Raw genomic sequence first — 22,747 nt, 5'->3', positions numbered from 1 at the left:
GCTGCAAGTGGACGAATCAGTCGGGTTTATCGCAATAATGGAGACAATACCTTTGAAGACATTAACGCAGGTTTAGAGGGGGTATATTATGGTTCTGCAGCTTGGGGCGATTATGATGGTGATGGTGATTTGGATATTTTATTAACAGGTTTTAATGCAAGTCTTCAGTTAATCAGTCGGGTTTATCGCAATAATGGAGACGACACTTTTACAGCTATCAATGCAGGTTTAGAAGGTGTAGGGTATAGTTCTGTAGCCTGGGGAGATTATGATGGGGATGGTGATTTAGATATTTTATTGACGGGTTCTAGTGCAAGTGATCAAATCAGTAGGATTTATCGTAATAATGGGGATGATACCTTTACAGCTATCAATGCAGGTTTAGAAGAGGTAGGTTTTAGTTCAGTAGCTTGGGGAGATTATGATGGAGATGGTGATTTGGATATTTTATTAACAGGTCGAAATGCAAGTGGTCAAAGAGTAAGTAGGATTTATCGAAATAATTTGTCAGAGAATGGGACTACTTATGAAGTACCTATTGCTCCAACTAATCTAAGCAGTAGTATAGATACCGTAAATAGACAAGTGACCTTGACTTGGGATGCGGCTACGGATAATAGTACCCCTAGCGCATCACTGAGCTATAATGTGTATATCAGAGAACAAGGAGCCACTGACTACATCACTAGTCCACAAGCTCTAGAGGCAGATGGATGGAGACTCTTGCCGGCCTTAGGCAATGCCCAGTTAGGGACTAGCTATACTTGGAACTTTGCAGACAGTCTAGCTGGAAAGACTTTTGAATGGAAGGTACAGGCGATAGATCATGGCTATTTAGGCGGGGCTTTTTCTGCCACAGAAAGTTTTATTCCTTCACTTCCAAGTTTTGAAGAAATCCCTACAGTTTTAGAGGGGGTAGATTATAGCTCAGTGTCATGGGGAGATTATGATGGAGATGGTGATTTGGACATTTTATTAACAGGTTCTAGTTCAAGCGGACTAATCAGTCGGGTTTATCGCAATAATGGGGACGACACTTTTACAGCTATCAATGCAGGTTTAGAAGGGGTAATTGTTAGTTCTGCAGCCTGGGGAGATTATGATGGAGATGGTGATTTGGACATTTTAATAACAGGTCGAAATGCAAGTGGTCAACCAATCAGTAAGGTTTATCGCAATAATGGGGACGATACTTTTACAGCTATCAACGCAGGCTTAGAAGGGTTATGGTATGCCTCAGTAGCTTGGGGGGATTATGATGGGGATGGCGATTTGGATATTTTATTAACAGGTCGAAATGCAAGTAATCAGAGAATAAGTCGGGTTTATCGCAATAATGGGGATGAAACTTTTACAGCTATTGACGCAGGTTTAGAGGGGGTAGATTTTGGTTCAGTAGCTTGGGGAGATTATGATGGAGATGGTGATTTGGACATTTTAATAACAGGTCGAAATGCAAGTGGTCAACCAATCAGTAAGGTTTATCGCAATAATGGGGACGACACTTTTACAGCTATCAATGCAGGTTTAGAAGGGGTATATGTTAGTTCTGCAGCCTGGGGAGATTATGATGGGGATGGCGATTTGGATATTTTATTAACTGGTCAAGATGCGAGTAATCAGCCAATCAGTAGGGTTTATCGCAATAATGGGGACGATACTTTTACAGCTATCAACGCAGGCTTAGAAGGGGTATGGTATGCCTCAGTAGCTTGGGGGGATTATGATGGGGATGGCGATTTGGATATTTTATTAACAGGTCTAACTGCAAGTAATCTGCGAATCAGCAGGGTTTACCGAAATAATGGGAATGAAACTTTTACAGCTATTGACGCAGGTTTAGAGGGGGTAGATTTTGGCTCAGTAGCCTGGGGCGATTATGATGGGGATGGGGATTTGGACATTTTATTGACAGGTCGAAAAGCAGGTGGTCAAGGAATCAGTAAGATTTATCGTAATAATTCTGTAGAAAACGGGACTACTTATGCAGCACCAAGTGCCCCAACAAATCTAGCAACTACAATAGATGCCATAAATAAACAAGTGACCTTGAGCTGGGATGCGGCTACGGATAATAGTACCCCTAGTACTTCTCTCAGCTACAATGTATATGTTAGAGAGCAAGGAGCTACGGACTATAGGACTAGTCCACAAGCTCTAGAGGCAGATGGTTGGAGACTCTTGCCAGCTATGGGTAATGCCCAGTTAGGAACCAGCTATACTTGGAACTTTGCAGACAGTCTAGCTGGAAAAACTTTCGAGTGGAGGGTACAAGCGATAGACAATGGCTATTTAGGTGGAGCTTTCAGTACTGAAACTAGTTTCGAGATATTACCTCCAAAGCTTACGCTATCAGGAACATTTGAAATAGCGGATAAAGTCTATGATGGAGATGCTACAGCAGTTGTTTCAAGCAATGCTTTGACATTGGATGGTATCTTATTAGGAGCCGAAGATGTGACCATTGAAAGTATTGAATTTAGTTTTGCTGATAAGCAAGCAGGCGCAGACAAGGAAGTTAGCATCACGAATATCACGCTAGGAGGTACAGATGCTGGCATCTATATGCTAGACCTATCTGGAGCACCTACGGCTACAGCGGATATCACGCCAGCTGAACTTGTACTTACAGGCCTAGCTGCTGAGGACAAGGTATATGATGGTACAACGGTGGCTACCTTGACAGGCACGCCTTCTATCACACCATTAGGATCAGATGTAGTGACTGTTTCAGGCACAGCAGAAGGGAATTTTGCCCAAGCCAATGTAGGAACAGCTATCCCAGTATCAGTATCAGGCTTAAGTTTATCAGGGGCAGACCAAGGAAACTACACCTTAGTATTGTCTAATCTGTCAGCAGATATCACGCCAGCCACGCTAACAATCACAGTAGATGCTGGACAAGAAAAAGTCTTTGGGACAACAGATCCTATATTCACTTATGTGGCTACAGGTTTTGCTACGGGAGATGATGTCAGCTTACTGTCAGGTACATTAGCAAGAGCAGCAGGAGAAGATGTCGGAACCTATGCAATTACTCAAGGAAGTCTAGCAGCTAATGCCAATTACAGCATTGACTTTACAGGTGCTGATTTTACGATCACGCCAGCTACGATCACAGGAATCTCCTTTGCCGATGCAAGCTTCACCTACGATGGCACGGAGAAAAGCTTAGCGATCACAGGTGCGCTACCAACAGGTACAACAGTTAGCTATGCTAATAATGGTAGAACGGATGCAGGTACGCAGGAAGTGACGGCTACGATCACGGGGGCTAATTATACGACTCTGGTCTTGACAGCGGATCTGACGATTACGCCAGCTACGATCACAGGCATCACTTTCGAAGACGCGAGCTTCACTTACGATGGTACGGAGAAAAGCTTAGCGATCACAGGTGCGCTACCAACAGGCACTTCGGTCAGCTATGCTAATAATGGTAGAACGGATGTGGGTACTCAGGAAGTGACTGCCACGATCACTGGGTCTAATTATACTACTTTGGTACTAACAGCTGACCTAATGATCACGCCAGCGACTCCTACTCTAACATGGGAAGATATTACCGCCACCTTTGGAGCAGCAGACTTTAGTTTGACCCCACCTAGCTCAACGAGTACGGGAGCCTTTACTTACAGCATTGCCGATACACAAGTAGCGATAGTAACTGGAAATACTATAAGCTTAAGAGGATTGGGTACTACGACTATCACAGCAAGTCAAGCCGCTACGACAAACTATACAGCAGGTACGGTAAGCATCACACTGACAGTGATCAATGCTGGCCCAACGGCTATCAGTATCAGCAGAACAGTCTTTGCGGCCAATCAAGATCCGAATACGCCTGTAGCTACCTTGAGTACGACTGATGCAGATGATACGCAGCACACCTACTTCCTAGTGATGGGAGCCGGTGATACAGACAATGAGTTCTTCAATATCATTGATAATGGGCTTTACTTAAACACGGCTCAACTACAAGCACTGGCAGGAAAGAGCTCAGTAAACATCAGGATAAGATCCGTTGACCCAGCGGGTAACTTCTTCGAGCAGACATTTACCCTGACTAGAGAAGCACCATCAGTTGAGGAGGTCTTTGTGCCGAATACGATCACCCCAGATGGAGATGGTAAAAACGATGCTTGGATCATCCCAGACTTGATACACTTACCTGATGTGCGCATCATAGTAGTGGACAGAGATGGTCGTACCATCTTTGAGACCAGAGACCCAAGCAAAGCATGGGATGGTCTGAAAGACATGCAAGGAGCAAGCGTCAACAAGGGCGTGTACTACTACATCATTGAGATCATGGAGAATGGTCGCAAGCGCGTACTGAATGGGAATGTATTAGTCTTATGAGAATTACAATAGGCAATAGATAAGATTTAACCACTTAAATACTAGAAAAATTATGTGTCATATATTTTGTAATTTAATTTAACTAAAATGTAACTTGCTGAAAATAGGGAATTTTGAGGGAAATTGTATTTGGTGATGAGCCAAATAATACCAACAAGGTATACTTATATCACCAAATCATCTTTTATGAACAAATTTTTACTACGTTGCCTAGCTGTGCTGGGCTTACTAACCTTTGGTTTCACAATTCAAGGGAATGCACAGGTTACTGTGATTGATTTTGAAAATCCACCAGCTATTGGTGCAATAAAGTCCATCTCTTATGAAGGTTTTACTTTTGCTTCAAATTTGAATCCAGCTAGTCCATATAATATAGGCTTTACTAGTGGTGCTGGGTCAGGAGGTTCAGTGGCTCTGATCGATGGTAATTTGGATCTAGGAGCACTTACAAGGTGGACTATTACTAGAGATGGAGGATCAGAGTTTCAGTTTAGAGAGATATGGATATTTAATAGAGATCCAGGGGGACTAAATACCTCTACATCAGGTACAATCAGAGGATACAAAAATGGAAATCCTATTGGGGATCCAAAAACAATTGTTTTCAATGGAGTGCAATCATTTGCGAGTGATCCCGATTTTTATGATGTGGATGAAATTAGAATAGAGGCTGCTGATTTTTATGTAGCCATAGATGATTTCACCTATGGTACTGCGATTACAGGGCCGATGAATAGTGCACCTACAGTAGCCAATCCCATTCCAAATCAAAACGGTACAGAGGACATAGCATTCAATTTCCAATTTGCGCTTAATACCTTTGCGGATGTGGATGCAGGTACGACTTTAACCTATACGGCTCAATTGTCAGGAGGTACGCCACTGCCTGCATGGTTGTCATTCAATGCTGCTACGAGGACTTTTAGTGGCACACCTTTAAATGCTAATGTAGGGACATATAGTATCACCGTTATAGCAAATGATGGCAATGGAGGTACAGTAACAGATAATTTTTCCCTGACAGTAGCTAACGTAAATGATGCTCCAACAGTAGCCAATCCAATTCCAAATCAAAATGCAACAGAGGACATAGCATTCTTTTTCCAATTTGCACTTAACACTTTTGCGGATGCTGATGCAGGTACGGCCTTAACTTATACTGCTCAATTGTCAGGTGGTACGCCACTTCCTACTTGGTTGTCATTTAATGGCGCAACTAGGACGTTTAGTGGCACACCTTTGAATGCGAATGTTGGAACATTAAGCATTGATGTAATAGCCAACGATGGAAGTGGCGGGACAGTTACGGATACATTTACACTCACTGTTGCAGGATTCAATGATCCTCCAAGTATTAGCGGACCCTCATCTATAAGTGTCTTTGAAGATGAACCTGGGGGATTAACAGGGATTTCTTTTAGTGATGTAGATGCTGGATCAAATGCCGTGACCGTAACTTTTAATGTATCTAGTGGTACACTGTCTGCCACCAGTGGAGGTGGTGTGACAGTAGGAGGTACCTCAAGTTCAAGAATACTAACAGGTGCTATCAACGATATCAATACATTCATTTCAGCAGGTAACTTGACTTTTACCACAGCATTGAACTCAACCTCCGATGTGACCTTGGCTATCAACATCAATGATAATGGGAATACAGGAGGTGGGGGAGCATTGGCTGATGCAGCAAGTGTAAATATCAATGTCACTGCAGTCAATGATGCGCCAGTTAATACGGTTCCTGGTGCTCAAGAAATTGATCAAAATACATCCCTTATTTTTTCAAGTGCCAATAGTAACTTGATCAGCGTAAGCGATGTGGATGCCGGTGGAGCAGTCATAGAAGTATCCTTGTCAGCTACTAATGGTTTGTTAGAGCTTTCAGGTATCGCAGGTCTCACATTCACCACTGGAACAGGAGTAAATAATTCATCCATGGTTTTCCAAGGTACAATCGCAGCTATTAATAGCGCATTGAATGGATTGATCTTCACTCCAAACACTGGCTACAATGGTGCGGCAAGCATTTCAATAACCACAAATGATCGAGGATTCTCTGGTTCAGGGGGAGCTCTTACGGATTCGGATACATTTACGATTACTGTGAACGAAGTCCTTAGTATTTTGACCATTACCCCAACAGCTAATCAACAAAAAGTATTTGGTGCTGTAGATCCAGCCTCATTCACCTATACAGTAAGTGGTTTTAATCTTGGGGATGATGATTCTATCTTGACCGGAGCCCTTTCTAGAGCCCCTGGAGAGAATGTAGGGACTTATGCCTTTAATTTGGGTAATTTAAGTGCTGGACCAGATTATAATTTTGTTCTAAATCCAGCAGTCTTTACGATTACTCCTGCGACCATCACTGGGATTACTTTCGAAGATGCCAGCTTTGACTTTGATGGAACAGCTAAATCCTTGACTATCACAGGTACGCTTCCAGCAGGTGTATCAGCTAGCTATTCAAATAACACACGAAGTAGTGCGGGTACTCAGGAAGCGACTGCTGTAGTATCAGGAGCTAATTACACGACCTTGATTTTGACTGCGGAGCTGACTATTTTACCAGTAGCATGTACTACAGTAGCTAATTTCACCATAAGCCCTTCTAGTGCTTGCTCCAGCCCGGCTACAGTATTCTTTACCGACAGTTCTACAGATGCGGACACTTGGCTCTGGGAATTTGGAAATGGAGCAACAAGTACTGCTGAAAACCCTATCTATTCCTACACTTCTTTTGGGGAGTTCACAGTTCGCCTGACCGCAAGTAATTCAGTTACTGGATGTTCTTCAGTCATAGAAAAAGTATTCTCAAATCAACTTATTTCTGCTGACTTTGATTCAAACGGGTCATTTGGGTGTGGGCCACTAACGGTGGAATTTGAGGATATGTCTGACGGGGCTACTAGTTGGACTTGGGATTTTGGAGATGGCACCACATCTACTGAACAGAACCCTACGCATACCTATCAGTCTCCTGGAACGTTTACTGTTTCACTCAGCATAAATTCTGGAACTAGTTGTACGGATACAAAGACTTCTTCGAATTTAATTCAGGTGATCGGTCCAGATGTAGATTTCACTCAGGATGTTACCGAAGGATGTGGGCCTCTTTCAGTATCATTTACAAATAGTTCTAGCTCAGGGTCTCCGATAATTAGTTACTTATGGAATTTTGGAGATGGGACAAGTTCAACCCAACTTAATCCAACACATGAGTATACAAGTGCTGGACTTTATACGGTTTCGCTTACTGTGCGGGATTTGGATGGCTGTAGTAGAACCTTGACCAGAACCAATCTCATTGAGGTTAATATACTGGAAGTTGATCTTGTTTCTACTAATGTAACTTGCAACGGTGGGTCTGATGGCTCAATTGATGTAACTCCAAGTGAAGGTCTAGCTCCTTTTACTTATGAATGGGATCATGGGCCATCTTCTGCTATGGTGAATGGGCTTTCTGCTGGGAACTATTCAGTGAAAATTACAGATGCAGATGGCTGTTCCATTACCAAGTCAATTGATATAACTGAACCATTACCAATACAGCTTACTACTTCCACTCCATCTTCTATCAGTTTTTCAAATGCTGTGTTGGGAGGGGAATTACTGAATGCCTTGGATTGTGCACAAGAATCAGGAATTGTTTATTCCACTACTGCTAACCCAGATATTTCAGATGCTAAGGTAGTAATGACTTTAGCGGGTAACTCATTTTCCGAGCTAGTCACAGGATTGGATTTAAATACAACTTATTATGTAAAAGCATACAGTACCAATCAAAATGGTATTACTACATACGGAGATGAAGTGATTTTTACTACGGCTAAAAAGACCTTAACCATCACTGCCGATGCAGACCAAAATAAAGTGTATGGTGATGCCGATCCTATCTTCACTTATACGGCTACTGGTTTTGAAGGAGGAGATGATGAAAGCATCCTTACAGGAGCCTTAACTAGAGTGGCAGGAGAAGATGTCGGAACCTATACAATCAATTTGGGGACTTTGGATGCTGGGCCAAATTACATGATAGACTTTATAAGTGCTGATTTTACGATCACCCCAGCCACGCTAACAGTCACCGTAGATCCTAACCAAGAAAAAGTCTTTGGTACAACGGACCCTGTGTTCACTTATACTGCTACTGGTTTTGCTACGGGAGATGATGTTAGCTTACTGTCAGGTACATTAGCTAGAGTAGCAGGAGAAGATGTAGGTACTTATGTGATCAATCAAGGTAGTTTAGTAGCTAATGCCAATTACAGCATTGACTTTACAGGTGCTGACTTTACGATCACGCCAGCTACGATCACAGGAATCACCTTTGAGGCTGCCAGCTTTACTTATGATGGCTCAGAAAAATCCCTAGCGATCACAGGTACATTGCCAACAGGTACAACAGTTAGCTATACCAATAATGGTAGAACAGATGTAGGGACACAAGAGGTGACGGCTACGATCACGGGGGCTAATTATACGACTCTGGTCTTGACAGCTGATCTGACGATCACGCCAGCTACGATCACAGGGGTAACCTTCGAAGACGCCAGCTTTACTTATGATGGCTCAGAAAAATCCCTAGCGATCACGGGTACATTGCCAACAGGTACAACAGTGAGCTATACCAATAATGGTAGAACGGATATCGGTACGCAAGAGGTAACCGCTACGATCACAGGGGCTAACTACACGACCCTAGTCTTGACAGCGGATCTGACGATTACGCCAGCTACGATCACAGGGATCACTTTCGAAGATGGCATCTTCACTTATGATGGCACGGAAAAATCCCTAGAGATCACAGGTACATTGCCAACAGGTACAACAGTTAGCTATGCTAATAATGGTAGAACGGATATCGGTACGCAAGAGGTAACTGCTACTATCACGGGGTCTAACTATACAACGCTAGTCTTGACAGCAGACCTAGAGATCACGCCAGCTACGATCACAGGAATCACCTTTGATGATGTGAGCTTCACTTATGATGGTACGGAGAAAAGCTTAGCGATCACAGGTGCGCTACCAACAGGCACTTCGGTCAGCTATACTAACAATAGCAGAACAGATGTCGGTACACAAGAGGTAACTGCTACTATCACTGGGTCTAACTATACAACGCTAGTCTTAACAGCAGATCTAGAGATCACCCAAGCGACTCCTACCTTATCTTGGGAAGATATTACCGCCACCTTTGGAGCAGCAGACTTAAGTTTGACTGCACCTAGCTCAACGAGTACGGGAGCCTTTACTTACAACATTGCCGATACACAAGTAGCGGTACTTACGGGAGATGTCTTAAGCTTAAGAGGATTGGGTACTACGACTATCACAGCAAGTCAAGCCGCTACGACTAACTATACAGCAGGTACGGTAAGCATCACGCTGACAGTGATCAATGCTGGTCCAACGGCTATCAGTATCAGCAGAACAGTCTTTGCGGCCAATCAAGATCCGAATACGCCTGTAGCTACTTTGAGTACGACTGATGCAGATGATACGCAACATACCTATTTCTTAGTGATGGGAGCCGGTGATACAGACAATGAGTTCTTCAATATCATAGATAATGGGCTTTACTTAAACACTGCCCAACTACAAGCACTGGCAGGAAAGAGCTCAGTAAACATCAGGATAAGATCAGTTGACCCAGCGGGTAATTTCTTGGAGCAGGCATTTACCCTGACTAGAGAAGAACCATCAGTCGAAGAGATCTTTGTGCCGAATACGATCACCCCAGATGGAGATGGTAAAAACGATGCTTGGATCATCCCAGACTTGATACACTTACCTGATGTGCGCATCATAGTAGTGGACAGAGATGGTCGTACCATCTTTGAGACCAGAGACCCAAGCAAAGCATGGGATGGTCTGAAAGACATGCAAGGAGCAAGCGTCAACAGGGGTGTGTACTACTACATCATTGAGATCATGGAGAATGGTCGCAAGCGTGTGCTGAATGGGAATGTATTGATACTATAACCACTGACTAAATAATTACAATGAAAACATATAAAAACATCATCAAAGGAGGGCTCTTGGTAGCCTTCCTAACCATGAGCTGGCTAGGCGCAGAAGCCCAGACGCTCAAGCAGACAGGGAATTTTAGCTTGTTCCAGCAGTACTTCAACCCTGGCCTGACGGGCTATGAGGGAAGTATGGGCAAACTCTTCTATCGCAACCAATGGGGAGGCTTCGATGGGGCACCTGAAACCCTGTTTGCCAGTATAGAGCTAGACTTGGCTGACTTTAGTCGATGGAAGACGGAAGAAACAGTGGTTTCTACTCAAGAGATCAACTATGTCGCTCCAGGGGCTAAGAATGCCTTTGGCTTCCTAATCTACCATGATACCAATGGGCCTTTTACAGAAACACAACTTCACTTGAGCTATGGCAGCAGGGTACAGTTGACCGCTAAGACTCAACTCAGACTAGGGGCAGCTGTCACCTATAACCAACACCGCCTAGACGGAAGTCAAATTCGCTTTTTGAATGACCAAGACCAAGTGATCGATAGTTACTTTGGTCGCTTTGCTAATCAGAACAGACTAGACTTCAATGCAGGCTTGATGCTGACCAGTGACAACTACTACTTAGGCTATGCATTACAGGACTTGGCGCAAGGTAAGATCAATGGAGGAGACAACTTCTTGAATGAAGACTTTGCTATGCAGCACATTCTCCAAGGAGGCTATAGGAGAGCGCTTACAGATCAGTTTGGTTTGGTATTTAATGGGATTTATCGCTATGATGAGCGCTTGGGACAGAATGCAGAAGGACAGATCAAGGGCGTATTCATGAATACAGCATGGCTTGGAGCAGGCTACAGATGGGACTTGGCATACACGATGACAGTAGGCTTTAGACTAGGTCAGATGCGCTTGGGCTATAGCTATGAGATCCCTACAGGAGATGCTCAGCAGTTTGGTAGCAATACCAGTGAGTTCATCATGACCATGAACCTGCACAAGGTGAAGTATCCAAAATACCTCAAGCAAGTATTGATGTGGTAATAGCCCAAAAAGAGACGAAGATGAAACAACTATACAAGTACAAGCGACATACGACAGGTTACCTATTGACAGCATTGTTCCTGCTGTTACAATACACCGCCCAAGGGCAATCAAGTGTCAAAGTCCTACAGATTTTTGAAGACCAAGAGGAGATGTTGAGCCCAGAGCTGTTGGGAGACAACTACCTACTGTATGCCCACAAGCAAGATAGTAGGCCCTTCCAAGTGATAGGAGTAAAATACATCGAGAAGCAAAATACGCCACTAGATCTAACAACAATTAACGATGGCTATATCAATGATGTGATAGGTGTATCTGAGGATAGGAAAACCCTTTACACTTATCATAAAACAAGTAAGAGAAGTCATGAGATCCGAATCTATGAATTGACAGCAGAAGGGCAACAACTCAAGTTAGTAGAGACAAGGAAGCTACCAAAGCTTAATGTTCGCTCCACGAGTGGCGAGTACTATTTATCCCCAGATAGAGAGACCCTCTTGCTAGCAGCAGAGTTAAGACCAACGGTAGGCAGAGATGATATCTACAGCATGCAGTATAACAAGGAAGAGAAAACTTGGTCAAAGCCCATTAACTTAGGGGAGCAGATCAATAGCAAGTATAGAGAGTTTGGGATGTATGTGAAAGGAGATACGCTCTTCTACACGAGTGATAGGACAGGCAATCTAAAGATTTACTACAGTACGAGATCAGGAGACAGCGAATGGTCAGCTAGTCAGCTTTATGATTTGAGTGATATGACTGCTAAGAAAGAAACGGTTTATTATTACAGACCATTTGGAGAGGTTTGGGCAGTGAGTGCTCCAGCCAATGAGGATCAACTATCGGTCATGACAGTTTATGCAAAAGCTACTCCACAGACCTTGGCCAAGCAAGAAGAAACACCAGCACCTCCTAAACCACAACAAGCATCAACAGAAAAAGCTACTCCTGTAGAGACTGTTCAAATGCCAACAAGGGAGATGATTTTCACGACTTATTATGACAGAGATCAGTACTTCAAGGCTAAGGAAGAAGTCACCGAACTCATAGAAATGCTCAGAAGCAAGCCAAGTAGCCAATTAGAGATCATCGGCTATGCAGATGCTGTTGGTACAGACGAAGTCAATGAAAGAGTCAAAAGATTAAGAGCGGAACACATAGCCAACTTGATCAAACTAGCGGGTTTAGAAGGGATCACTTTTGAGATCAAGCTAGCCCCAGCGACAACAAGTACTAGTCAAGCCTACCGTAAAGTGGAAGTCTTTGTGGTGAAGTGATTGAGGCAAAAAAGAGTGATGAATATTCATCACTCTTTTTTCTTCTCATCCGTCTCAAAATACAGATGATAATGCTTGCTACAGCCAGGGTTGAAGGCTGATTGGCAGTTCGGGCAGGTATTATTAGAAGCCATATAGTCTTTGATGCTGAGTTCTGTACCACAAACACCGCATAGGATGGCCTTTTGATCAAATTCCTTTTTCGGCCATACTTGGTGCTTGTGATCAGCTTCCTCTTCATGACAGGAGAAGCATGGGTAATACTTCTCACAGCACTTAAACTTGATCGCAATAATGTCTAGATCAGAGTGCCAATGTACACAGCGGGTCTGATTGTCCACTGACTGCCCAAATACGGATACCCCTTTGATTTCTACGATTTTGAAAGGCCCAGCTTTTTGTTGTGCCATAGCATGTCCTGAATAGATGTAAAGGGTACTGATGAGTAGTAGGGTAAATAATCTATTATAGTATGATTTGATAGATGACATAGGTTGATTGTGCTAATTCTGATGTCAAATTAAGCCATTATTTTTTGAAATGTTTTACAGCTACCTTTGCAAACTAGATTTTTAATGAATTATCAAGGGATGCAGAACTTATCAGAGGGCTTACTTGTTGCCGTTTTCATTCAAACCACTCATCTCTATACCCTACCATTGATAAAATCTAGATTTTCTCCCCTATCCCAATGTATTAATTTTCGAATTGGCAACATTAAAACTCCTTGGGAGTTAAGTCTATCGGGAGTTTAAATTTATGCTGTACTACAACCAATATGTCATTAGCCCATCACATGAATGGGTCATCTTTGTCCACGGAGCGGGAGGTAGTTCTGCTATTTGGTTTAAGCAGATCAGGGCTTTTAAGCCGCATTTTAATATCCTTCTCCTAGACTTAAGAGGGCACGGCAAATCAAAAGGAATTGTCAAGGACTTCATGAATAAGGACTACACTTTCGAAGCAGTTTCGAGAGATATCCTAGAGGTGATGGATCACTTGCAGATCAAAAGTGCACACTTCATGGGTGTTTCCCTAGGGACGATCATCATCAGAAATCTAGGAGAGCTAGCCCCTGATCGCGTAGATTCCTTGATCATGGCGGGTGCGATCACAAGACTCAATATCCGCTCTAGGTTCTTTGTAGGAGTAGGCAACATGTTTAAGCGGGTGATGCCTTATATGTGGTTGTACAAACTGTTTGCTTGGATCATCATGCCGAGAAAAAGGCATGCAGAGTCCAGAAACTTATTTGTCAGAGAGGCGAAGAGGTTGTATCAAAAAGAGTTTTTGAAGTGGTTTAAACTCACCGCAGAGGTCAATCCACTTTTGAGATATTTTAATGAGAAGGAAATCAAAATACCGATCTTATATGTGATGGGAGAGGAAGATCATATGTTTTTAGGACCAGTCAGACAGATGGCATCAAAGCATAAAAATGCAATACTGAAAGTGATCGACAAATGCGGGCATGTCTGCAATGTGGAACAGCCTGAAGTATTTAATCAGTTGGCACTATCTTTTTTACAAGAGCAAAGAAAAGCATCATAAGCAAATTAATATATTTTATCAGATCAATCGATGAATAAGCAAACGAAGGGATTATTAATCGGGGCCATAGTATTGGTCATTTTAGCCATTATCATACTTCCCAAGTTGGGGATTTTTGAAGAAAAGGCAGATGGTCCAAAGCCTCAAGCGGGCAATGCTGTCACAGGACCAGAAGTTATCCCTGTACAAACAGTGGTTTTGAAGAAAAAGGAATTGGCCAATACTATCAATGTGACGGGTAATATCCTCGCCAATGAGGTGGTTAATTTACAGCCAGAGATAGCAGGCAAGATTACTAGGATTACTTTCAAAGAAGGAGAGAAGGTCAAGAAAGGTCAACCACTAGTTTATCTCAATGATGAAGAGCAGCGTGCACAGTTGGAGCGATTGACTTACAGCCAAAAACTTTTTGAAATTAGCGAAGAGAGACAGCGCAAACTCTTAGAAAGAGAAGCGATCAGCCAAGCTGAGTATGATCAAGCGCTGACAGAGCTCAATACCAACCTCTCGGATATCAAAGTGGTAGAGGCGCAGATCAATAAATCTATTATCAAAGCACCGTTTGATGGGGTCATCGGTTTGAGACAAGTCAGTGAGGGTAGCTTCATCTCTACGGCAGATAACATTGCTACGATCGTGAGCATAGATCCTGTTAAGATTGAGTTTTCTATACCAGAGCGCTATGCAGGCATCGTCAGAGTAGGCAATAAAATAGCTTTTACCAATGATGCGATCGATGGAGAAGCGACAGGAGAGGTATATGCGATAGAGCCTAATATCAATGTCTCTACTAGAACCTTGACCATGAGAGCGCTCAGCCCAAATAGAAATGGGGCACTACTTCCAGGGATGTTTGTCAACATCAAGTTGATCTTAGATGTAGAGCAAAACACGATCACGATTCCTACTCAGTCGCTTATCCCAGAGTTGGGAGGATTTAAAGTTTTTGTCGTGAAAGATGGTAAGGCTAAAGAACAACAGGTGAAAATTGGTTTGAGAACTGCACAAGAAATCCAAATCACTGAAGGATTGAGTGCAGGAGACACCGTATTGACTACGGGTATATTAGCAGTGAAGACAGGCAGTCCAGTGAAGATCGTGGACGTGCAAGAACAATAATCTAGCAAATACCAAATGGCAAGTTTATCAGAAATAAGTATCAGCAGACCAGTACTCGCGATGGTGATGTCCATCACGATTATCATCTTTGGTGTGCTAGGGATCAGCTTCTTAGGTGTCAGAGAATATCCAAGTGTAGACCCCCCTGTGATCAATGTCAGCACTTCTTATGCAGGTGCTAATGCAGATGTCATAGAATCTCAAATCACTGAAGTACTCGAAGAGTCTATCAATGGTATCGCTGGTATCAAGACCCTAACATCTACCAGTTCTGATGGTAGAAGTAGCATTACAGTAGAGTTTGAGTTGGGAGCAGACCTCGAGACCGCGGCCAATGACGTGCGGGATAAAGTGTCCAGAGCGGTTAGAAGTTTGCCAGACGATGCTGAGCCTCCAACAGTGTCCAAGCAAGATGCCGATTCTCAGCCGATCGTTTTTCTTAGTGTGCAAAGTAATGAACGCTCACTGCTAGAAATGTCTGAGATAGCAGAAAACGTTTTCAAAGAAAGATTGCAGACCATTCCAGGTGTCAGTGAGATTAGGATTTGGGGTGACAAAGAATACGCCATGCGTATGCGCATGGATCCTTACAAAATGGCATCCTTCGGGGTGACTCCGATCGATGTATTTGATAGGGTAAATAACAATAACGTAGAGCTGCCATCTGGTAAGCTACAAGGAAACACTATTGAAATGTCTGTGCGTACAAGAGGCTTGCTCAACACGCCAGATGACTTTAACCAATTGATCATCAAAGAAGATGGTGATAATATCGTTCGCTTCCAAGATATCGGTTATGCTGAGCTAGCGGCACTCAATGAGCGCTCAGTACTCAAGAGAGATGGTATTCCGATGGTTGGGGTGGTTGTAACCCCACTGCCAGGATCTAATAATATTGAGATTGCTGATGAGTTTTATAAGCGAGTAGAACAAATCAAAAAAGACCTTCCAGATGACATCAAAATAGGCGTGGGTTTTGACAATACGGAATATATCAGAAGATCCATCGCAGAGGTACAAGAGACCATCATCACGGCTTTTATACTCGTGGTGTTGATTATCTTCCTTTTCTTAAGAGACTGGAGAACGACTTTCATTCCTGTATTGACTATTCCGATTTCCTTGATTGGGGTATTCTTCATCATGTATGTGATGGACTTCTCGATTAACGTGTTGACACTTCTTGGTATCGTACTGTCTATTGGATTGGTGGTAGATGATGCCATCGTGGTCCTAGAAAACATCTACACGAGGATAGAAAAGGGCGAGAAACCGATGGAAGCTGCCATTGCAGGTTCTAGAGAGATTTTCTTTGCGGTAATTGCCACTACAGTAGCCTTGGCTGCGGTATTTATGCCAGTGATATTCTTACAAGGTCTCACAGGTAGACTCTTTAGAGAGTTTGGTATCGTAGTAGCAGGTGCGGTGATCATCTCTTCTTTTGTAGCCTTGACGATGACACCTATGCTCAGCTCACGTTTGCTCAAAAGACGTGAGAAGCCCAACTGGATTTATCAAAAGACAGAACCTTTCTTTGTGTGGCTCAATGACCTTTATGCAAAGTCATTAGCGGGTTTCATGAAAGTGAGGTGGCTATCATTTGTTTTCTTGCTTGCAATGGCTGGAGCTGTTTATGTGCTTTTCCAAAACATCCCATCTGAACTTGCTCCTACTGAAGATAGAGGAGAGATTCGTATCAACATGGTAGGCCCTGAAGGAGCGACATTTGACTACATGGAGAAGTACATCACTAATGTAGAAAATGACATCAAATCAGAAATAGATACAGCTTATATAGAGGGTACGATTGCAGTAGTGTCTCCAGGTTTTGGCTCTAACAGTACCAATTCTGGTTTTGTGCGACTGATCTTAGTGGATGCGGTCAATCGTGATAAGTCACAAGACGAAATTTATCAGCAACTATCAGGTATCCTAAAAAGAAATACTGGTGCGAGGGCTTTTGCTTCTCAGCCGCAGTCTATTGGTGATAGAAGAGGTGGTTTGCCGGTGCAGTTTGTGATTCAAGCCAATACCATCGAACAACTAAAAGGAAAACTGCCAGAGTTCTTAGAAAAAGTAGGGGAAAGCAATGTATTCAACTTCTCGGATATCAACTTGAAGTTTACCAAGCCTGAAGTAGCCATAGACATCGATCGAGAGAAAGCTAGAAAACTAGGCGTATCGATCCAACAAATAGCTAGAACGCTTCAGTTGTCATATGCCGAACAGCGCTTTGATTATTTCTATAGAAATGGCAAGCAATATCAGGTAATTGGTGAGGTGAAGTTGGAGAACAGAAATCAGCCACTAGACTTGCGTGCCTTGTACGTAAGGTCTGATAGTGGAGAGTTGATCCAACTTGATAACTTGATCAGAATCACAGAGCAAAGCACACCACCGCAGCTCTATAGATATAATAGATACATCAGTGCTACGGTATCTGCTGGTCTCAATCCTGGCTTTACCATTGGTGACGGAATTGAGGAGATGGACAGGATAGCGGATGAAGTGTTGGATGAGACTTTCTCGACAGACTTGACGGGAGCTTCATTAGAATTTGCAGACTCTTCCTCTAGCTTGATTTTCGCATTTATCTTTGCATTGGTCTTGATTTACTTAGTCTTAGCAGCTCAATTTGAGAGCTTTATAGACCCGCTGATCATTATGCTCACTGTACCTTTGGCATTAGCTGGGGCTTTAGGAACCTTGTATTTCTTTGGACAAACGCTCAATATTTTCAGCCAGATTGGTATCATCATGTTGATCGGATTGGTGACTAAAAACGGTATCCTTATAGTCGAGTTTGCCAACCAAAGAAAAGCGCAGGGCTTGAATATCTATGACTCCATAGTAGGAGCTTCAGAGGCACGTTTTAGACCGATTTTGATGACGAGTTTATCAACGGTGCTAGGGATTCTTCCTATCGCACTCGCACTAGGCGCGGGATCAGAGTCTAGGGTGCCTATGGGAATCGTAGTGGTAGGGGGTATGATCTTCGCTACTATCTTGACGCTTTTCGTGATACCGGCCATTTATTCATATTTAACTTCTAAAAAAGGAAGATTAGCCAGAGTCTAATGAGAAAATATATCCTAGCAATTGGGCTACTTGTCAGTCCATTTTTCGGTCAAGCACAAGAATCTACACCACTTACTTTTCAAGAGGTTATAGCGCTTGGTTTGGAAAATAATTACCAAATCAAGATTGCTCAAAATAATGAGCGTATAGCAGAAAACTCCTATAAGATAGGTTGGTCGGCAGTGATGCCCATACTTGATGCGACAGCTGCTAAAAGCTACTCTCAGGAGGATGTAGAGCAGGTCTTCCGTGATGGTGGAACAAACGTCAGAGATGATGCACGCTCTGATAATGGAAGTGTAGCTTTACAGGCGAATTATGTCTTGAGTCCTTCTTCTATTTTCACTATCCAAAGGTTAGGAAAACTTGCAGAAGTAAGTCAGTATGATGCAGAAGTGATTTTAGAAAATACCATCGCAGCGATCTCTACAGCTTATTATAGACTTGTACTAGAGCAGCAGCGGTATGCCACTTTTGAAAATACGCTAGACCTATCTCAACAGCGCTTAGACATTTCCAAAGATCAATTTGAGCTTGGAAGGGCAAGTAAGGCAGAGTATCTGGCAGCTCAGGTAGATTACAGTGCGGACTATACGGCTTTGGTCAATCAAGAGCGCGTCATAGAGGAAGCAAGGATTGCACTCAATCAGCTATTAGCTCAGCCTATCACTACCAAAATCGAGATCAATGATACCATCTTGGTTGATAAGTCTTTGGATATTGAAACTATCTTAAATGCGTCCAATGCAAGTAATCCACAGCTACTATCTGCACAGCGATTGGTCAATGTGTCTCATCTTCAGATGAGAGAACTACAAGCGCAGAGATTACCTCAGATCACGTTGAACGGATCTTATACACGTACAAGATTTAATTCCCAAGCAGGTTTCCTTTTGAATAACCAATCAAGGGGTTTTGACTATGGTGCGACTGTCAGACTCAATCTCTTCAGCGGATTTGCGCTGAATAGGCAAATTCAAAATGCCAATATCCAGCAAATCAATGAGGAGACAAGATTTAGCGAATTGAAACTCCAACTAGAGTCTGATATCAATAGAGCCTATGTCGCTTATCAAAATAGTATTAGAATTCTCGATATAGAAGAACGTAACTATGAGGTCGCTATGGAGAATGCAGATATTGCTTTTGAGCGCTTCAAGCAGGGCTATACCAGTGCGCTAGAATTTAGAGAAGCTCAGCAAAATGCCTTATTAGCAGAGTCTAGACTGATCGATGCGGCCTTTTCTATCAAAGAAGCGGAGATAGAGCTCACACGACTTGGTGGCTTGGTACTTGAGTCTATGGAGGCAGCACAATAAATTTTTGATACCTATTAAAACAGCTCCTTGATACTTCAGGGAGCTGTTTTTGCTTTTTTGAAGCCAAGCCTTCTCTAAGCTATAGTTTGAATTCTTAGACAAATTATTTAATTTGAGTCAGGCTATAATCTGCAAACATGGGTCGATATCTCAGGATATTTTTTACGAGTGCCATCATAAGTGTCCTGCTGATAGCATGTACGAGGGAGGAGCTTAGAGAAGCTACTAGCCAACCTTTTTGGCATAATCCAGTGGAGTATGATTGGGATAGGATCAAGCAACGCGGTACGCTCAATGTCATTGTAGACAATTCATCCACGAGTTATTTCATCTATAGAGGTAGATTGATGGGCTTCGAATATGAGCTCCTCAGAGACTTTGCTACGGCTAGAGGGGTGCGTTTAAATATGATAGTGAATGCTGATATCAACGAGGCTTTTGAAATGTTAAATAAAGGAGATGCAGACCTTTTGGCACTCAACTTAGAAGTCACCGAAAAGCGCAAGAAATATGCGGAATTCACTATTCCACACAATCAGTTAGGAACGGTTTTGGTTCAAAGAAAATCAAATCAACCGATCAGAAAACTTGAGCAGCTGAGTGGTAAGACAGTCCATGTGAGAAAGTCTTCTACTTTTAAGACTAAGATGGAGTTGGTGTCATTTCAGCTGGCTGGGAAACTTCAAATAGTCGAAGATGAGAGCTATGTCGATGGAGAAAAACTCATAGAGGCAGTCTCCAAAGGTGATATCAACTATACGATCGTAGATGAAGACATGGGGATGGTCAATTCCACTTATTTTGAAAATATAGATGTGGACTTTAAGGTATCCGATCCTGTAGACATCGCTTGGGCAGTTCGTAGAAATGCGCCTGATTTCTTAGCCGAATTAAATACTTGGCTAGAGAAAGTGAAAAAATCAGCTAAATATCGTATCCTTTTCGAAAAGTACTTTAAAAACCCTAGAGCCTCTTATTTCAGAGGGACTAGTCCTTATTCTTCTGTTTCTGGCAATAGGATTTCGGCTTATGATGAGATCATCAAGTACCATGCAGATGAGTTGGGCTGGGACTGGCGTATGCTGGCAGCACTCATCTACAAGGAGTCACACTTCGATGTAGAAGCAGAGTCATGGGCAGGAGCTCGTGGACTCATGCAACTGATGCCAGCTACCATGGAGCACTATGGGGTGTCAGACCCTATCAACCCACGAGAAAGTATAGCGGGAGGTGTTCGCTATCTTAAATACCTAGATCGCTACTGGACGAGTAGAGTTCCTGCAGCTTCAGAGCGTGTGAAGTTTATCCTAGCATCATATAATGTAGGCCAAGGACACGTAGATGATGCAGTGAGACTGGCGATCAAGTATCGCAAAGATCCGAGTGACTGGAATGATGTAGCCTATTATCTAGAACGCAAGTCACAGCCGCTTTACTACCGAGATGAGGTCGTGCGTTTTGGTTATTGTAGGGGTTCAGAACCAGTCAACTACGTGAGAGATATCCTCCGCTTTTACAATGGCTATAAGCTACTTATTCTAGCTTATTGATGGGATATAGTCAGCCATGATCTTGGCTGAAAGTAGCGAAAGTGGTATGCCTCCTCCTGGATGTACACTTCCTCCACAGAAATACAGGTTTTCGAAGGATTTAGGCGCATTAGCATGTCTGAGAAATGCCGCAAAGCGATTGTTCGAGCTATTGCCATACAGTGCACCCTGCGCGCTAGAAGTCTTCAGTTCGATGGTTCGAGGCTCTAAGATTTCTTCAACTACGATCAGTTTTTCAATGTCTTCCCCTAATATTCGAGAGAGTTTTGAGAGAATATTCTTTTTAGCCTCACTGATGAGTCGGTCCCAATCCTGACCGGAGTTATTGGGTACATTGATCATTGTAAACCAATTCATACAGCCTTCAGGTGCATCATCAGGCTTTTCTACTGAGGTGATATTCACATAGACTGTAGGATCATGATAAATGGTCTTTTTGTCAAAAATGTGCGAAAACTCCGCCTCATAGTTGTCTGAAAAGAAGATATTATGGAGTTCCAATTGATCAAATACTTTTTGAATCCCCCAGTAAAAGATCAAAGCAGAGCTGGACTTAGGTTGATTGAGCAGTTTTTTAGGAGCTACATCTGCTGGGAGTAAGTATTTATAAGTATTGACCATGTCCATATTAGTCACGACCAGGTCTGCATAGATTTCTTCCTCAGCTACTTTGATTCCTTTGGCTACTTTTCCTTCCAATAGTATTTGATCGACCTTTTGTCCAAAGTGAAAAGACGCTCCTTGTCTCTTCGCTAATTGGTAGAGACTCATGGTGATATCATACATCCCTTTTTTGGGGAAAAAGGCCCCGATATTAAATTCCAAATGAGGAATGATATTGAGTGTGGCAGGCGTCTCATAAGGATTGGACCCATTGTAGGTAGCATATCTATTGAATAGCTGAACGAGTTTTGGATGGTTAAATAAGCGCTCATTAGCCTTGTTCATCGTAGTGGTCAAACCTAACCCTGGAAGTTTGAGATAGGCTTTTCTAGCATCTTTCCCTATCCATGTTTGTAACTCATGGAGCGATTTGTGCATAAAGAGTGGTGCTAAAGTATCATACAGTTTCGCAGATTGTGCGAGTGCTCTTTGGACGTTTGCTTTAGGCTCTTTCAGTTGTTCCGCCACTTGAGTAGCAAAGGTCTCTTGGTCAGAAGAAGCAGAGATCACTGTGCCATCTTCCCAGAAATATTTGCAAGCAATGTCGAGCTGTTTGTAGGCAAAATGATCTTGGATATTTTCCCCACATAGCGCAAAGAGTTCTGCGACTTGCTCTGGTAAAGTAAAAAGTGAAGGGCCAGCATCAAATCTAAAACCCTCTTTGGTGATTTCGGAAAGCTTTCCGCCAGGGTATGTATTGGCCTCATAGACTGAGACCTGATAGCCTTTGTGAGAAAGTCTAATAGCTGCTGCTATACCTGCAATGCCACTGCCGATGATGATTGCTTTTGATGAGGACATGTATGCGC

Annotated in this window: 11 protein-coding genes; 9 read left to right on the top strand and 2 right to left on the bottom strand. The window is 42.9% G+C overall.

The window, feature by feature from the left end; genetic code table 11:
• The 4 genes from I5349_RS13355 to I5349_RS13340 form a co-directional block, all read left to right on the top strand.
• Positions 1–4,362 (top strand): FG-GAP-like repeat-containing protein (locus I5349_RS13355; RefSeq protein ID WP_226391283.1); only part of this gene is annotated, 4,362 nt, incomplete at its 5' end.
• Between the two features lie 186 nt (positions 4,363–4,548).
• The gene (locus I5349_RS13350) at positions 4,549–10,350 is read left to right on the top strand and encodes an MBG domain-containing protein (RefSeq protein WP_226391282.1); all 5,802 of its coding nucleotides are present in this window, start codon (positions 4,549–4,551) and stop codon (positions 10,348–10,350) included.
• Positions 10,351–10,370: 20 nt separating this feature from the next.
• Positions 10,371–11,381: a PorP/SprF family type IX secretion system membrane protein gene (locus I5349_RS13345; protein WP_226391281.1), complete on the top strand. Its 1,011-nt coding sequence runs from the start codon at positions 10,371–10,373 to the stop codon at positions 11,379–11,381.
• A 20-nt stretch (positions 11,382–11,401) separates the two neighbouring features.
• Positions 11,402–12,658 carry an OmpA family protein gene (locus tag I5349_RS13340; RefSeq protein ID WP_226391280.1) on the top strand — a complete coding sequence of 419 codons (1,257 nt, stop codon included), beginning with the start codon at positions 11,402–11,404 and terminating at the stop codon, positions 12,656–12,658.
• 29 nt (positions 12,659–12,687) lie between these two features.
• On the opposite strand, the gene I5349_RS13335 is transcribed toward I5349_RS13340, so the two are convergent.
• Positions 12,688–13,149: a CHY zinc finger protein gene (locus I5349_RS13335; RefSeq protein WP_226391279.1), complete on the bottom strand. Its 462-nt coding sequence runs from the start codon at positions 13,147–13,149 to the stop codon at positions 12,688–12,690.
• Positions 13,150–13,417: 268 nt separating this feature from the next.
• Between I5349_RS13335 and I5349_RS13330 the strand changes: the two genes are divergently transcribed.
• The 5 genes from I5349_RS13330 (at position 13,418) to I5349_RS13310 (ending at position 21,275) form a co-directional block, all read left to right on the top strand.
• Positions 13,418–14,209: an alpha/beta fold hydrolase gene (locus I5349_RS13330; protein ID WP_226391278.1), complete on the top strand. Its 792-nt coding sequence runs from the start codon at positions 13,418–13,420 to the stop codon at positions 14,207–14,209.
• A gap of 30 nt (positions 14,210–14,239) precedes the next feature.
• Entirely contained in the window at positions 14,240–15,328 is a 1,089-nt protein-coding gene (locus tag I5349_RS13325; protein WP_226391277.1) for an efflux RND transporter periplasmic adaptor subunit, read from the top strand.
• Between the two features lie 15 nt (positions 15,329–15,343).
• On the top strand, positions 15,344–18,406 hold the full coding sequence (locus I5349_RS13320) for an efflux RND transporter permease subunit (protein ID WP_226391276.1): 3,063 nt from the start codon (positions 15,344–15,346) through the stop codon (positions 18,404–18,406).
• Positions 18,406–19,725, top strand: coding sequence for a TolC family protein (locus I5349_RS13315; protein WP_226391275.1), 1,320 nt, complete (start codon positions 18,406–18,408; stop codon positions 19,723–19,725). The genes I5349_RS13320 and I5349_RS13315 overlap by 1 nt, the downstream gene beginning before the upstream one ends.
• Positions 19,726–19,862: 137 nt before the next feature.
• Positions 19,863–21,275, top strand: a complete 1,413-nt coding sequence (locus I5349_RS13310; protein WP_226391274.1) for an MltF family protein — start codon at positions 19,863–19,865, stop codon at positions 21,273–21,275.
• Here I5349_RS13310 and crtD read toward each other — a convergent pair.
• A complete protein-coding gene (gene crtD / locus I5349_RS13305) occupies positions 21,264–22,739 on the bottom strand; it encodes a 1-hydroxycarotenoid 3,4-desaturase CrtD (protein WP_226391273.1) in 1,476 nt (491 codons plus the stop codon). The genes I5349_RS13310 and crtD overlap by 12 nt on opposite strands.
• Between the last annotated feature and the right edge of the window lie 8 nt (positions 22,740–22,747).

It is taken from the genome of Penaeicola halotolerans (assembly GCF_016464625.1).
In the GTDB taxonomy this organism is placed as follows: Bacteria; Bacteroidota; Bacteroidia; order Cytophagales; family Cyclobacteriaceae; genus Penaeicola; species Penaeicola halotolerans.
Note: the sequence above shows the minus strand (reverse complement) of the source record. Positions and strands in the feature narration are given on the sequence as shown.

Coding starts and splice junctions, on each gene's coding strand:
- I5349_RS13350 (WP_226391282.1), top strand. CDS start 4,549: ATGAACAAATTTTTACTACGTTGCCTAGCTGTGCTGGGCTTACTAACC.
- I5349_RS13345 (WP_226391281.1), top strand. CDS start 10,371: ATGAAAACATATAAAAACATCATCAAAGGAGGGCTCTTGGTAGCCTTC.
- I5349_RS13340 (WP_226391280.1), top strand. CDS start 11,402: ATGAAACAACTATACAAGTACAAGCGACATACGACAGGTTACCTATTG.
- I5349_RS13335 (WP_226391279.1), bottom strand. CDS start 13,149: ATGTCATCTATCAAATCATACTATAATAGATTATTTACCCTACTACTC.
- I5349_RS13330 (WP_226391278.1), top strand. CDS start 13,418: ATGCTGTACTACAACCAATATGTCATTAGCCCATCACATGAATGGGTC.
- I5349_RS13325 (WP_226391277.1), top strand. CDS start 14,240: ATGAATAAGCAAACGAAGGGATTATTAATCGGGGCCATAGTATTGGTC.
- I5349_RS13320 (WP_226391276.1), top strand. CDS start 15,344: ATGGCAAGTTTATCAGAAATAAGTATCAGCAGACCAGTACTCGCGATG.
- I5349_RS13315 (WP_226391275.1), top strand. CDS start 18,406: ATGAGAAAATATATCCTAGCAATTGGGCTACTTGTCAGTCCATTTTTC.
- I5349_RS13310 (WP_226391274.1), top strand. CDS start 19,863: ATGGGTCGATATCTCAGGATATTTTTTACGAGTGCCATCATAAGTGTC.
- crtD (WP_226391273.1), bottom strand. CDS start 22,739: ATGTCCTCATCAAAAGCAATCATCATCGGCAGTGGCATTGCAGGTATA.